Annotated in this window: 12 protein-coding genes; 7 read left to right on the forward strand and 5 right to left on the reverse strand. The window is 64.7% G+C overall.

Features of this window, described 5'->3' with window-relative positions:
• The 4 genes from NSE01_RS02680 to NSE01_RS02695 are packed head-to-tail and all read right to left on the reverse strand — an operon-like array spanning nt 1 to nt 3,369.
• Nucleotides 1–804 (reverse strand): alpha/beta fold hydrolase, encoded by an 804-nt coding sequence (locus NSE01_RS02680; RefSeq protein ID WP_147158090.1) that lies wholly within the window; start codon nt 802–804, stop codon nt 1–3.
• 25 nt (nt 805–829) lie between these two features.
• Nucleotides 830–1,291, reverse strand: a complete 462-nt coding sequence (locus NSE01_RS02685; protein ID WP_147158091.1) for a nuclear transport factor 2 family protein — start codon at nt 1,289–1,291, stop codon at nt 830–832.
• Nucleotides 1,291–2,595 carry an acyl-CoA dehydrogenase family protein gene (locus tag NSE01_RS02690; protein ID WP_147158092.1) on the reverse strand — a complete coding sequence of 435 codons (1,305 nt, stop codon included), beginning with the start codon at nt 2,593–2,595 and terminating at the stop codon, nt 1,291–1,293. The genes NSE01_RS02685 and NSE01_RS02690 overlap by 1 nt, the downstream gene beginning before the upstream one ends.
• Nucleotides 2,596–2,613: 18 nt before the next feature.
• Nucleotides 2,614–3,369: an SDR family NAD(P)-dependent oxidoreductase gene (locus tag NSE01_RS02695; protein WP_147158093.1), complete on the reverse strand. Its 756-nt coding sequence runs from the start codon at nt 3,367–3,369 to the stop codon at nt 2,614–2,616.
• Nucleotides 3,370–3,708: 339 nt separating this feature from the next.
• On the opposite strand from NSE01_RS02695, the gene NSE01_RS02700 reads away from it, so the two are divergent.
• From NSE01_RS02700 to NSE01_RS02720, 5 genes are read left to right on the forward strand one after another with little or no spacing between them, the layout of a single operon-like run.
• Complete coding sequence (locus NSE01_RS02700; RefSeq protein WP_170233742.1) at nt 3,709–5,997, forward strand: TonB-dependent receptor; 2,289 nt, start codon at nt 3,709–3,711, stop codon at nt 5,995–5,997.
• A gap of 18 nt (nt 5,998–6,015) precedes the next feature.
• Nucleotides 6,016–6,759, forward strand: a complete 744-nt coding sequence (locus NSE01_RS02705) for an SDR family NAD(P)-dependent oxidoreductase (protein WP_147158095.1) — start codon at nt 6,016–6,018, stop codon at nt 6,757–6,759.
• Nucleotides 6,747–7,775: a phosphotransferase family protein gene (locus NSE01_RS02710; protein ID WP_170233743.1), complete on the forward strand. Its 1,029-nt coding sequence runs from the start codon at nt 6,747–6,749 to the stop codon at nt 7,773–7,775. The genes NSE01_RS02705 and NSE01_RS02710 overlap by 13 nt, the downstream gene beginning before the upstream one ends.
• Entirely contained in the window at nt 7,772–9,418 is a 1,647-nt protein-coding gene (locus NSE01_RS02715; protein ID WP_218033235.1) for a long-chain-fatty-acid--CoA ligase, read from the forward strand. The genes NSE01_RS02710 and NSE01_RS02715 overlap by 4 nt, the downstream gene beginning before the upstream one ends.
• Nucleotides 9,419–9,426: 8 nt before the next feature.
• Entirely contained in the window at nt 9,427–10,077 is a 651-nt protein-coding gene (locus tag NSE01_RS02720; protein WP_147158097.1) for a TetR/AcrR family transcriptional regulator, read from the forward strand.
• Between the two features lie 17 nt (nt 10,078–10,094).
• On the opposite strand, the gene NSE01_RS21940 is transcribed toward NSE01_RS02720, so the two are convergent.
• Nucleotides 10,095–10,298, reverse strand: a complete 204-nt coding sequence (locus NSE01_RS21940) for a helix-turn-helix domain-containing protein (protein WP_371863197.1) — start codon at nt 10,296–10,298, stop codon at nt 10,095–10,097.
• A gap of 205 nt (nt 10,299–10,503) precedes the next feature.
• Here NSE01_RS21940 and NSE01_RS02730 point away from each other — a divergent pair, with 205 nt between their 5' ends.
• Together NSE01_RS02730 and NSE01_RS02735 are read left to right on the forward strand one after the other, a co-directional pair.
• Nucleotides 10,504–11,121, forward strand: coding sequence for a glutathione S-transferase family protein (locus NSE01_RS02730; RefSeq protein ID WP_147158098.1), 618 nt, complete (start codon nt 10,504–10,506; stop codon nt 11,119–11,121).
• 61 nt (nt 11,122–11,182) lie between these two features.
• Nucleotides 11,183–13,246 (forward strand): 2Fe-2S iron-sulfur cluster-binding protein, encoded by a 2,064-nt coding sequence (locus NSE01_RS02735; RefSeq protein ID WP_147158099.1) that lies wholly within the window; start codon nt 11,183–11,185, stop codon nt 13,244–13,246.
• Nucleotides 13,247–13,373 lie beyond the last annotated feature (127 nt).

Raw genomic sequence — 13,373 nt, forward strand, 5'->3', positions numbered from 1 at the left:
TCAGAGCTTGGCCAGAAAATCGCGCAGCGCCGCGTTGTAGGCCTCCGCATCCTCGATGAACGGGGCGTGCCCGCAGCCTTCGATCAGCGCGAGGGTGCCGTGCGGGGCCATCTCCGCAGCAGCCTTGCCAACCCCCGGATCGAGGATCGCGTCCGCGCTGCCGACGATGGAGAGCAGCGGCACTGGCAGCGCCTTGAGTGCTTCGCGCTGGTCGACCCGGCCAAGGTCCATGAGCGATTCGATCACGCCCGGGCCGCTGTCGATGAAGGCGGCCCACATCCAATCGACCATCGCATCGCTCACCGGCTTGGCGCAGACGCCGCCAGCAAGGCCGCGGAAGAACGCCGCACGGTCACCGCCGAGTGCGGCCTTGGTTGCCTCGAGCGAGCCGGGTTCACCGCCGTAGGGGAAGTCGTCCGACTTGATGAAGCGCGGCGCTGCGCCGCAAGTCAGCACCACACCAGCGCAGGCCGGACCGAGCAGACCGGCGGCTGCAACCGCCACCGCTCCGCCCAATGACCAGCCGTTGAGCACGGCGGGCTTGTCGGTGCACGTGCGCACGATACCAGCGACGTCGCCGGCAATCGCGGCGATCGAAACGTCATCGAAATCCCGGTCGGACTGGCCGCAGCCCCGGTGATCGACGACGATCACCGCATGGCCGGCTTCCTTCAGCACTTCGACAGTGCCCGCCCAAAGCCGGCCTGACATCGCCCAGCCGTGGATGAGCACGACCGGAACCCCGGCCCCGCGGTGGTGCTCGTAATAGACCGAGCGGCCGTCGCCGCAATCGAACCGCGCCATTGTCCTCTCCCTGATCCGCCGCCCGCTATTGCGGTGCGGTGAGTGTGATGCCCGTCAGCGGGCTGAAATGCTGCATGGTGACCTTGCGGCGGGCAATCTTCCACACGCCGTCGCGCCGTTCGAACCGGTCGGTATATGTCGCGGCCACGGTCTGCGCCTGGCCCTCGATCGAATTGCCGATGCAGTAGACGTCGCAGATGCCCTCGATCGCATCCTCGCCCACGGACGTCAGCCGCAGGTTGGTGGTGTAGTGGGTCGATTCCTTCCACGCGGGCCAGAGGATGTCCTCCACCGCATGGACAACGCCCGCGTGCCCCACGAAATCGCCAAAGGGCGGGCCGATTTCCCACACCGCATCAGGCCACCAGATCGCGAGGAAACGGCCCATATCGCGCTTGTCGAAGCCGAGGCAGTAGTCTGAAGTGAGATCCTGCAGTGCGAGCCGGGTCTCCAGCATCTCGACCCGCTGTTCGAGCGTGACAGCCATCAGCCAGCCTCCTCATCGAGATAGGGCGCGAACTTCGCCAGCGCGGCGGCGCGCGTTTCGGGGACGAAGTAGGTCGGCCACTGGCCGGGCGCCGGATCGACGCGGCGCAGGATGTCCTTTGCGACCGAGACCTTGTGCACTTCGGTCGGCCCGTCGACGATGCCCATCTCCGGCACGTACTGCCACATGTCCATCAGCGGCGTTTCGTTCGACATGCCGAGCGAACCGTGGATGTGCAGCGCGCGGTAAACGACATCGCGCAGCACGCCGGGCATCGCCGCCTTGATCGCCGAAATCTCGCGGCGCACGCGGTGGGTATAGCCCTTGTCCTGATCGAGCAGCCACGCGGCATAGAGCACGTGCAGGCGGAACTGGGTGATCTGGGTGTAGCTGTCGGCGATGCGCTCCTGCACCATCTGCTTGTCGGCCAGCCGCTCGCCCTTGGTGACGCGGCTGACAGCGCGCTCGCACATCATGTCGAGCGCCTTGTTGAGCATGCCGACCGTGCGCATGGCATGGTGGATGCGTCCGCCGCCAAGCCGCGACTGCGCGACGTTGAAGCCGCCGCCGACAGCGCCGAGCGTGTTGGAAAGCGGAACCCGGCACTTGTTGAAGCGCAGATAGCCATGCACGCCGCTGCCGATCTCGTCCTTCGGGCCGACGGCGGTGTTACGCACGATCTCCATGCCCGGGGCATCGCGCGGGACGATGATCGTGGTCGAGCCGGCATGGACCGCCACATCGGGATCGGTGATGCACATGACGATCAGGAACTCGGCCATGTCGGCATGGCTGGCGAACCACTTCTCGCCCTCGATCACCCAGTCATCGCCGTCAGCCGTCGCGCGGCAGAGGAATTCGCCGGGATCGGCGCCGGCCTGCGGCTCGGTCATCGAGAAGCACGAGACGATATCGCCATCGAGCAGCGGCTGGAGATAGCGCGCCTTCTGCTCTTCGGTGCCGAAGCGGGCGAGGATTTCGGCATTGCCGGTATCAGGCGCCTGCGTGCCGAACACTGTCGGCGCAAAGCGGCTCCGGCCGAGGATCTCGTTCATCAGGCCAAGGTGAAGCTGGCCATAGCCCTGCCCGCCAAGTTCCGGCCCGAGATGGCAGGCCCACAGGCCCTTGTCCCGCACCACCTGCTGCAGCGGCTTCATGATCCGGCGCGCCTTCGAGCGCGGATCGAACGGATCGCCCGGCCCGCGGAAGACAAGGTCCATCGGCTCGATCTCGCGCTTCACGAAATCGCGCATCCAATCGAGCTTTTCAGCAAACTCCGGTTCTGTCGAAAAATCCCACGCCATCAGATCAACGTTGTCCTTTCAGCACCCTGCATACCAGCCCCCGTCAACCCACAGCTCCGCACCGGTGATGTAACGCGCCTCGTCGGACGCAAGAAACAGCGAGGCATGGGCAATGTCCATCGGATCGCCAACCTCGCCCATCGGGATCGATGCCTTGATCGCCGCGTCCTGCTCGGGCGTGATATCACCGAGGATCGGGGTGCGGATCTGGCCGGGGAAGATCGTGTTGACGCGCACGCCCTGCTTCACGAATTCGAGCGCGGCGCCCTTGCCCATCACCCGCACCGCCGCCTTGGAGGCGTGGTAGCTGATGGCATCGGGGCTGCCGATCAGGCCGTAGAGCGAGGAAATGTTGACGATGGCCGCACCCTTGCCTGCCTTGGCCAACTCCGGCGCGCCCGCCTTCATGCCATAGAACACGCCCGTCTGGTTGACCGCAACCATGCGGTCCCAGCCCTGCGGCGTCTCGGCCTGAATGCCGCCGGGGTGGAAGATGCCGGCGTTGTTGACCAGCGTGGTCAGCTTGCCAAAGGTTGCGACGGTGAGCGCGACGGCGGCCTGCCAGCTGCCAAGGTCGGTCACATCGAGCCGGGTGAACGCAGCCTCACCGCAGGCATCCGTGATCTTCGCCACGACGGCCGCGCCAAGGGCTTCCTGAAGATCGCCGATCAGCACTTTCGCGCCTTCGCGGGCATAGAGCACGGCCTGCGCTTCGCCGAGGCCGCTCGCCCCGCCGGAAATGAGCGCCACCTTGCCCTCTAGCCTTCCACTCACCGGACCTCTCCTGTCCTTCGTTATGACCAATGTGGATCACACTTACTAGTTTCAGACAAGCAAAATTTGCTCGCAGCAAACTGCTATGGCCGAGTGCATTCCGCTGAAAATCCCGCAAAAATGCTAGTCCCTTGAGAAATCCCGGAGATTCTGCGGGGAATCCGATTTCGCAATATAACTTGTTTGGGTATAGCAAGTTTGGTAGACCCATCACAGGCCATGACGTCCGCCTCAGGCTGGAAGCGGGAAAGACCCGCCACCTGCGGCAAACTTCAGGACGACGTCGCCGGGGATAACGGGCCACGCCGAAAAGAGCGTGGCATGAGAGGGAGAGACGGGATGAGCATGTCGGTAAAGGCAATGCGCGCGCTTCTGGCGGCGTCCATTTCAGCCGCCGGTCTGGCTGCAGGCCAGGCCCACGCACAGCAGGCTGCGGCGAGTGCCAGCGAATCGAATGCCGATGATTCAAACGGCGGGCTGGAAGCCATCGTGGTGACCGCACGCAAGCGGACGGAAAACCTGCAGAGCGTCTCGTCCTCGGTCAGCGCGCTCAGCGCCACCGATCTTGCCAAGCGCTTCGATTCCGACGTGCGCGACTTCGCCAACTCGGCGCCCAACGTGCTGATCGATGATACGCAGCAGGGTCCGGGCGGTGTCGCCGCCATCTACATCCGCGGCATTGGCGTCGCAGACGTCGAGAAATCCGTGGACCCCGCAGTCGGCGTGGTGATCGACGATGTCTATATCGGCCAGAGCTCGGGCAGCCTGCTCAAGGCGATCGACGTCGACCGCGTGGAAGTGCTGCGCGGACCGCAGGGCACGCTGTTCGGTCGCAACGCCACCGGCGGTGTCATCAACCTCGCGCGGTCGCGGCCGACGCAGGAGCTGACCGGCAAGGTGCGCGGCACCTATTCCAGCTTCGACACCTTCGATTTCCAGGGCGTCGTCAGCTTCGGCCTCGCCCCCAATGTCGCGTTCAAGGTTTCGGGCGCGTACAATTCGTCCGATGGCTACATCTTCAACAAGACCTTCAACCAGCCGGGCCAGAAGTCGGATTTTCGCGCGATCGGCGGCCAGCTGCTGCTTACCCCCACCCCGGCGCTCGAAATCAGCCTCAGCTATGACCATCAGCTGACCCGGCAGGATCCGCCGCAGCTTTCGGCGCTGACCAAGCCGACCGATATCTTCTGTTCGCTGATCGGCTTCTGCTCACCCAAACCGGATGTGCCGATTTCGGGCAGCCGCTATGTCAGCGTGAGCAACGCACCGGTCGACAAGAGCGCCCGCTTCCAGCTCGACATGGCGATCGGCAAGCTCAAGTACGAGCTCGGCAACAATCTCGATTTCGAGTACATTCTGGGCTACCTGAAGACCAATGAATCGATCAATCAGGACTTCGATTCCACCCCGCTGACGCTTTACCACACCGACCGTCCGGCCCGCTGGAAGCAGGTGACGAACGAAGCGCGGCTCGTCATGGGCGGCAATGGCCCGCTGACCTTCGTGCTCGGCGGCTACCAGTGGTTCTCGAAATACACGATCAACCTCAAGAACTACATCGGCTTCGCCGGCCCGCCGCTGCTCACCAGCGCGCAGGACGTGACGCAGACGACCAAGTCGTGGGCCGGCTACTTCGAAGGTGACTACAAGTTCACCGACAAGCTCAAGCTCACCGTCGGCGGGCGCTATACCCACGATTCCAAGACCACCCAGGTCAACGACAAGACGATCTTCATCTACGGCACGCTGGAGGAGAAGGACCCGATCGCCGCCCTCCCGCCGGTGGCCGGGGTCAATATCGTGATGCCCACGCCGATCAAGGCGAGCTGGTCGAAGTTCACGCCCAAGGTGAGCCTCAGCTACAACTGGACGCCCGAGGTGATGACCTACGCGCTGTGGTCGCGCGGCTATCGCGGCGGCGGTTTCAATGGTCGCCCCTCGACGATCGGTGCGGCGATCACGCCCTACAACCCCGAAACGCTCGACAACTTCGAGCTGGGCTTCAAGACCCAGTTCCTGAATGACCGCGTCCGCCTCAACGGCGCGTTCTACCTGATGAAGTACAAGGACATGCAGCAGGATCTCGACGTGCCGGCGCCCGGCACCTCGACCGGCCGCGAGAACCGCACGATCAACGCCTCGAAGGCCGATCTCAAGGGTATCGAGCTGGACCTGACCGCGCGGGTGACCTCCAACTTCACCATCGGCGGCAACGTCGGTTACCTTGATTCCAAGTACAAGGACTTCTTCGGGGACATCTACAGCACCGGCACGCCAGTCGACGCGACCTTCCTGAAGATCCGCCGCGCGCCGAAATGGACCTGGGACCTGCGCGCTTCCTACGAAAACAACGTTGGCCCCGGCACGCTCATGGTCAATGCCGAACTGCACCATATCGGCGCGCACGAGCTGACGTTCCTCAACAACCCCAACTTGCGCAACGGCGCGCAGAACCTGCTCGACGCCTCGATCAGCTACAAGATCAACAAGACCATGATCAGCGTCTTCGGCAAGAACCTTGGCAACGAGGATGGCTGGACCATCGGCTATGACGTCCAGAACGTGTGGAGCTACGGCGCAGCGCGTCCGCCGCGTTCGTGGGGCGTTGCCGTGACGCAGACGTTCTGATCCGGAGCGGCCGGCGAGATGGTTGAGGTTCCTGCCCCCCTCGGGCCTTCCGCCCGCCGCTGGCTGGTAACCGGGGCATCGCGTGGTATCGGCCACGCGGTTGCCGCGCTTGCCGCCAGCCGGGGCGAGCGGGTCTGCATCGTCGGCCGTGACCCCGGCATTGCCGGGATCGCGGCGGCAATCGGCGGCGATGTCTTCGGCATTTCCGCCGATGTCACTAGCCCGGATGACGTCGCGCGGATCGCTGCCGAAGTCGAAGCGCGATGGGGCGGGCTCGACGTGCTCGTCAACAATGCCGGCCTGCACCGCGGCGGAGGGCTGGAGCGGATCGGCGACGCTGATTGGGAAGCCACCCTCGCCACCAATCTTACCGGTCCGATGCGGATGATCCGGGCGCTCGCGGGGCTCATGCCGCAAGGCGGATCGGTGGTAAACGTCGGCGCGGTCGTCGGCTTCCGCGGCTTCCCCGGGGATAGCTGCTACGGCGCTTCGAAGGCAGGTCTCACCGGGTTGACCAACGTGCTCGCAGTTGAACTCGCGCGGCGGCAGATCCGGGTGAACATGGTCGTGCCCGGCTTCGTGCAGACCGAAATGACCGCGACCATCTCCGAACGCGCGCGCAAGGCCATCATCAGCCGCATTCCGCTGCAGCGCATGGGCACTGCCGAGGAAATGGCCGAAGTGTGCTGGTCGGTCGCGGGTTCGACTTACATGACCGGGTCCGTCGTGTTCACCGACGGAGGCCTGATGTGCAACCTGTAGACGCCGAAAGGCGCCTGCAGGCATGGCTGGCAGAGGCGACCGGGCGCCAGGATATCACCCTCGGCCCGGTGCTAACGGGCGGCAATTCCAACGTGACCCGCCTGATCGAGACCCGCGAGGGACGGCTGGTGCTGCGTCATCCGCCGGTCGAAGTAATTTCCGACAAGGCAGCAGCCGGGATCGAGCGCGAGTACCGCGTCATTTCTGCGCTGAAGGGGCGTGCCCCGGTGCCGATGGCGGTCGCATGGTGCGATGACACCGAAGTGATCGGCCAGCCCTTCGCCATCACCGAATTTGTCGAAGGCGTGGCGCTCACCGAACATTTGCCCGCCGGCTGGCCGGATACTGACGAGACCGTCAACGCGCTTGGCCTCACCATGGTCGAAGGCATCGGCCGGGTTCATGCGGTAGACTGGCGCGAAGTGCTTCCCGCCGATTTCGCCAAGCCTGAAGGCTTCGTCCAGCGGCAGGTCGAACGCTGGCTCAAGGTGCGCGCCGCGGATCGCGTGCGTGATCTGCCGTTGCTCGAGGAAATCGGCGCATGGCTGCTCGCCAACCAGCCCGCCTCAACCCGCGCGAGCGTGATCCACTGCGATTTCCATCTCGACAACTGCCTTGTCGCCCGTGATCGACCGGAACTGCGCGTCATCCTTGATTGGGAGATGGCGACGCTCGGCGATCCGCTGGTCGATCTTGGCCTTTGCCTGTTCTTCTGGCAGCGCGATCCGGCTGCGGTCCTCGGCTTTCCCTTCGTGCAGGGGCTGACGAACCGGCCCGGCACCTTGCCTGCCCGCGCGCTTGCGGAGCATTGGTCCGCAGTGACCGGCATGGACCACGCGGCCATCGATTATTTCATCATTTTCGCTGCCTGGCGCCTTGCCGCCATCGTCGAGGGGGCGTGGGTCCTTCAGGCTCAGGGCAAGATCGACAGCGCCTATTCACGCGGCCTTGTGCGCGACGTGCCGGCCCTGCTGAGCGAGGCGGCGGTTATCCTCGAGAAGGGGAAAGTCCGGTGAGATCGACGATGATGGATCATGCGCTCTCCACGCAGATGATCTTCGATCGCGGCGAGCGCCTGTTCGCTGCGAGCAGGGTGCTCTCGTTCGATGGCACCACCATCCGCGCGCACAGTTTTGCGGAAACCGCGGCGCGCGCACGCCGGTTGGCGGGTGCGCTTGCGGCGCTGGGCCATCCGTCAGGTGAGCCGGTCGCGACCTATTGCTGGAACACTCCGGCGCATCTCGAAGCCTATCTCGCGGTTCCGGCAATGGGCGCGGTGCTCCACACGCTCAACGTGCGACTGCCGGCCGATCAGATCCGCTACATCATGAACCATGCGGCTGATCGCGCGCTGATCGTCGATGGCGTTCTGCTCCCCGCCGTCGCGCCAATTCTGACTGAATGCCCGGCGCTCGGCCACGTGATCGTGGTCGGCCAAGCACCCGCCGCGATCGAGGGCTTTGCCGGAAAGGTCCACGCCTACGAGGATCTCATCGCCAACGCTGCACCGATGCAGGAGTGGCCAGAACTTATAGAAACCGACGCGGCGGCGATCTGCTACACTTCGGGCACGACCGGCCTGCCCAAGGGCGTCGTCTACTCGCATCGCTCGGTCTACCTGCACAGCCTCGCTTCGATGGCTGCGGATACGTTCGCAATTTCAAACCGCGACCGCATCCTGATGGTGCCGCCGATGTTCCACGCGAATGCCTGGGGCATGCCCTATTCGGGCTGGCTTGCGGGCAGCGACCTGATCCTCCCCGGCCCTCACCTCCAAAGCACGCATCTCGCCCGCCTGATCGCGGCGGAACGCCCGACGCTGATGGCGGCGGTGCCCACGATCCTCAACGACCTGTTGCAGGCTCACGCCCAGACCCCGCTTGACCTGTCCTCCTTCCGCACCATCGTCTCCGGCGGGTCGGCGGTTTCGGCCGCTCTGATCGACCGGGTGAAAGCGGCATGGGGCGTCAACGTCGTGCAAGGTTGGGGCATGACCGAGACCAGCCCCATGTGCGTCCTCTCGTTCCCCCCGCGTGAAACCGGCGAAGAAGGCGAGACCCCGTGGCGCGCCAAGGCCGGCCGCCCGGTTCCCGGCATGCAGGTGCGCATCGTCGATGATGAGGACCGCCCCCTGCCCGAGGACGGTGCGGCGATGGGTCACCTCCAGCTGCGCGGACCGTGGGTGACCGGGGGCTACCTAAAGGAGCGCCCCGAGGATTCCCGCCTCACCGCAGACGGCTGGCTGCGCACCGGCGATGTCGGCAGGATCGATCCGCTCGGCTTCGTCGAGGTGACCGACCGCGCCAAGGATCTCATCAAGTCGGGCGGCGAGTGGATCTCGTCCGCCGACCTCGAAAACGCGATCGCTGCGCTGCCCGGCGTTGCCGAAGCGGCAGTCTTCGCCATTCCCGATCCGCGCTGGGAAGAACGCCCGCTTGCAGTAGTCGTCGCCGAGGCCAATCTGGAACTTGTCCCCGCCGCATTGCGCAATTGCCTGCGGGAGAGGTTTGCCAGGTTCATGATACCCGAGTATTGGGCCTTTGCGGACTTCATCCCGAGGACCAGTGTCGGCAAGTACGACAAGAAAACGCTCAGGGAGCAGTTCGACACCGGAGGGATGGCTGTCATCGTGGAAACTGGGTTCACCTCCGGAGACTAGGATTGAACGTGAATATCTCCCCTCCCGGTGAACTTCCGGTCGAACGCCCGAGGCTGACCCAGGGCGAGCGCACAGCGCTTTCGGACGCGCGCATGTTCGAGGCGGCGATGCACCTCATCGTCGAATGTGGCACCCACAACACCACGCTCAAGGAAGTGGGCGAGCGCGCGGGATACAGCCGCGGCCTTGCGAGCAACCGGTTCGGCTCCAAGGAAACGCTGTTCGGCTACCTGGTGCGGGATTTCAACGAGAAGTGGGCCGCCGAACTGCGCCGCTTCGTCGGCAAGAACACCGGACTTGCGGCGATCGAAGGTGCGCTCGATGCAGTGGAGTTCTTCCTGCTCAATCGCACCAAGCAGATGCAGGCCATGTATATCCTGTGGTTTGAATCGATCAGCAGTTACCCGCTGGTACGCCGCCGCCTTGCCGCCAACCACATCGCCTACCGCAAGGACACCGCGCGGTGGCTGGCGCAGGCGATCACCGATGGCGAAGTGCGCGCCGGTGTCGATCCGGAGAGCTTCGCTGTCGAATTCAGCGCGTTCATCTTCGGCCTGGTTTACCAGTGGCTGGCCAATCCATCAGCGATCAACCTGCACACGCTGATGCAGCACTACCGCGACAACACGATCCGGATGCTGCGCCAAACCAGCAGCTAGGATCAGGGTCTGGTTGATCAGCCGGCTGCCCCGCAGCTGTTCCGGTTCATGTTCGGCCAGAACCACCTGCCGCACTTTCCCGACCCGGACCGCATTCTGGCTTGAATCCGGCAGATGGCCGATGCGGAAACCGCGCGCGTCACCGCTGGCGGGCTCATGTGCAACCTGCGGGCGGCTTCAGCGAAACTGCCGCTTTCAGCCACTTTGACGAACGTCTGCATCGCCTCGAGCTTTGCCACACCGCATTCCTGGCCGACGCTGGCGAATGGTGCTCTGCGCTGAAGCGTGAGGCAAGATTATTGCACCCGATGCAATTATGCCTTCCAGCTTAACCGCATTCCCCCGCAAGCACGAATAGCTCACAACGGCAGTGCAAGAGGCGCAGTCCCTCACCCCCTGAGCCAGATGCACCCCGGAGATGACGTGATGAAGCTCTACTACCACCCCCTTTCCGGCCACGCCCACCGCGCGCGCCTGTTCCTTTCGCTCACCGAGACCCCGTTCGATCTCGCCCTCGTCGATCTTGCCAAGGGCGAGCACAAGGCCGCCGACTTTCTGGCGCTCAACCGCTTTGGCCAGATCCCTGTGCTCGATGACGAAGGCACCGTGATCGCCGATTCCGCCGCGATCCTGATCTACATCGCGAAGAAGCGCGGCCTGACCGACTGGCTGCCGACCGATCCGATCGAAGCTGCCGCCGTCCAGCGCTGGCTTTCGGTTGCGGCCGGCCAGATCGCCTTCGGCCCCGCTGCAGCCCGCCTCATCACCGTGTTCGGTGCCGGCTTCAATGCTGATGAAGTGATTGCGCGGGCCCACGCCGTTCTTTCGAACATTAACGCCGAGCTGGCGGATAAGCAGTGGATCATAGGCAGCGCCAAGCCGACCATCGCTGATGTCGCGCTCTACAGCTACATCGCCCGCGCACCGGAAGGGAACGTGGACCTTGCAGCCTATGCGCATGTCAACGCCTGGCTGAAGCGGGTGGAAGCCCTGCCCGGCTTCGTGCCCTTCGCAGAGACCCCGGTGGGCCTCTCCGCCGCCTGAACCGGAAGCATGGCCGCTCGCCCGAACGCGCGCGGCCATGCACCCTACTGGAGAACTTGCCATGCGCTCGAACAAGGAAAGACCGGCGGCTTCGCCCTTTCACAGCGGCGAAATCGAGCTGCAGCGCAAGCTTGGCGTTGCCGAGCGCATGGAAGTCTTCGGGCGGCGCGTGATCCGCGATTACATGCCCGATCAGCACCGCGAATTCTTTGCCCAACTGCCGTTTTTGGTAGCGGGCACGGTTGATGCAGCGGGTGATGCCTGGGCAACCCTGCTGGCCGGCGAACCGGGCTTTGCCCAGAGCCCCGATCCCCGATCGCTGAACCTTGCGATTGCGCAGGACCGTGCGGATCCGGCCTTGACCGATATGGCGCAGGGCACCGCCATCGGCCTGCTCGGCATCGAGCTGAACACCCGCCGCCGCAACCGCATGAACGGCATGGTGCGCGCGATCGATGCGCACGGCCTTGCCATTGCCGTAGAGCACAGCTTCGGCAACTGCCCGCAGTATATCCAAACCCGCAACTGGCGCCTGGCCGAACCCAGTGCTGTGCCCGCACCTGCGGACCACTTCTCGGCGCTCGACGCCGAAGGGCGGGCGATGATCGCCGGCGCAGATGCGTTTTTCGTGGCATCCTACGTCGATCTGCCGGACGGATCGCGTCAGGTCGATGCCTCCCATCGCGGCGGCAAGCCGGGGTTCGTGCGGATCGATGCCGAAGGCATGCTCACCATCCCCGATTTTGCCGGGAACCTCCATTTCAATACGCTGGGCAATGTCCTGCGCAATCCGCGCACTGGGCTGATCTTCGTCGATTTCGCGACCGGCGATGTGCTGCAGATGACCGGGGAAGCCGAAGTCGTGCTCGATTCCCCCGATATAGCCGCGTTTCAGGGCGCGGAACGGCTTTGGACGTTCACGCCGCGCAAGCTGGTGCGCCGCCGCGCCGCGCTGCCGCTGCGCTTCGACTTCCTCGAATGGTCGCCCAACTCGCTGATGACCGGTGATTGGGAGCAGGCCGATCAGCGCCGCAGGGCTTCCGAACGCGGTTCGGCGTGGCGGCCGCTGCGCGTGACGAAGATCGTCGAGGAAAGCAGCACGATCCGATCGTTCCATCTGGAGCCCACCGACGATGCCGGCTTGATCGCCAACCTCGCCGGGCAGCACTTGCCGATCCGGGTCAGACCCGATGCGGAGGCGGATCCCGTGATCCGCACCTACACCCTTTCCTCCGCCGCTTCGGACGGCGCTTATCGCATCAGCGTGAAGCGCGAAGGGCGCGTTTCCAGCCATCTCCATGACGATATCCGTGTGGGCAGCCTTATCGAAGCGCGGCCGCCAGCGGGCAGCTTCACCATCGATGCGGCGGAGCGCCGCCCGGCAGTGCTGCTTGCAGCCGGCGTCGGCATCACCCCGATCCTCGCGATGCTGCGCCACGTCGTATACGAAGGCCTGCGCACCCGCCGGGTGCGGCGAACCACCGTGTTCTATTCCGCAAGGACCAAGGCCGAGCGCGCCTTTGACAGCGAACTTCGCGCGCTTGCAGCTGAGGCCCGCGGCGCTGTTCGGATCATCCGCGTTCTGGGCGATGCGGCAGAGGCGGAAGCGGGCGAGGAATATGAAGCGATCGGCCGGATCGACATGGAACTGCTGCGCGAAAAGCTCGGCTTCGACGATTACGACTTCCTGATGTGCGGGCCGCCGTCCTTCATGCAGGCGACCTACGACGGCCTGCGCGGCCTAAACGTCGCCGATGCGCGCATTCATGCCGAGGCCTTTGGCCCCGCTTCGGTGAAGCGCAAACCGGATGCAGGCGATGCCCCGCAATTGCCGCCGGCAGCGAAAGGCCCCGTTCCGGTCGCCTTCGCCGTTTCCGGCAAGGAAGCCCGCTGGACACCGGAAAGCGGCACGCTGCTCGAACTTGCCGAGGCGCGCGGGCTGACGCCCGAGTTCAGCTGCCGGAGTGGCAGTTGCGGCAGCTGCAAGACGAAGATCGTGGCGGGCGCCGTCACCTACGCGCAGGCCCCTGCCTTCCAGACGGCTGAGGACGAAGCGCTGATCTGCTGCGCCGTGCCCGCAGCTGCAGAAGGCAGCGAGCCGGACCGCCTGGTCCTCGATCTATGAGGAGAAAGCCGCCGGTGAACATTCCACTTTGTGAAACAGTGCCTTCCGGAATTCATGCGTTCTTTCGCCCGGCAAACTAGGCCAGAGACGACCTCACACACAGCAATGCAAGTCCAGGGAGCCAGCC

The organism is Novosphingobium sediminis (genome assembly GCF_007991615.1).
In the GTDB taxonomy this organism is placed as follows: Bacteria; Pseudomonadota; Alphaproteobacteria; order Sphingomonadales; family Sphingomonadaceae; genus Novosphingobium; species Novosphingobium sediminis.

Bases quoted from the DNA above. Each gene is read 5' to 3' on its own strand.
- NSE01_RS02680 (WP_147158090.1), bottom strand. From the start codon at position 804: ATGGCGCGGTTCGATTGCGGCGACGGCCGCTCGGTCTATTACGAGCAC.
- NSE01_RS02685 (WP_147158091.1), bottom strand. From the start codon at position 1,291: ATGGCTGTCACGCTCGAACAGCGGGTCGAGATGCTGGAGACCCGGCTC.
- NSE01_RS02690 (WP_147158092.1), bottom strand. From the start codon at position 2,595: ATGGCGTGGGATTTTTCGACAGAACCGGAGTTTGCTGAAAAGCTCGAT.
- NSE01_RS02700 (WP_170233742.1), top strand. From the start codon at position 3,709: ATGAGCATGTCGGTAAAGGCAATGCGCGCGCTTCTGGCGGCGTCCATT.
- NSE01_RS02705 (WP_147158095.1), top strand. From the start codon at position 6,016: ATGGTTGAGGTTCCTGCCCCCCTCGGGCCTTCCGCCCGCCGCTGGCTG.
- NSE01_RS21940 (WP_371863197.1), bottom strand. From the start codon at position 10,298: ATGCAGACGTTCGTCAAAGTGGCTGAAAGCGGCAGTTTCGCTGAAGCC.
- NSE01_RS02730 (WP_147158098.1), top strand. From the start codon at position 10,504: ATGAAGCTCTACTACCACCCCCTTTCCGGCCACGCCCACCGCGCGCGC.
- NSE01_RS02735 (WP_147158099.1), top strand. From the start codon at position 11,183: ATGCGCTCGAACAAGGAAAGACCGGCGGCTTCGCCCTTTCACAGCGGC.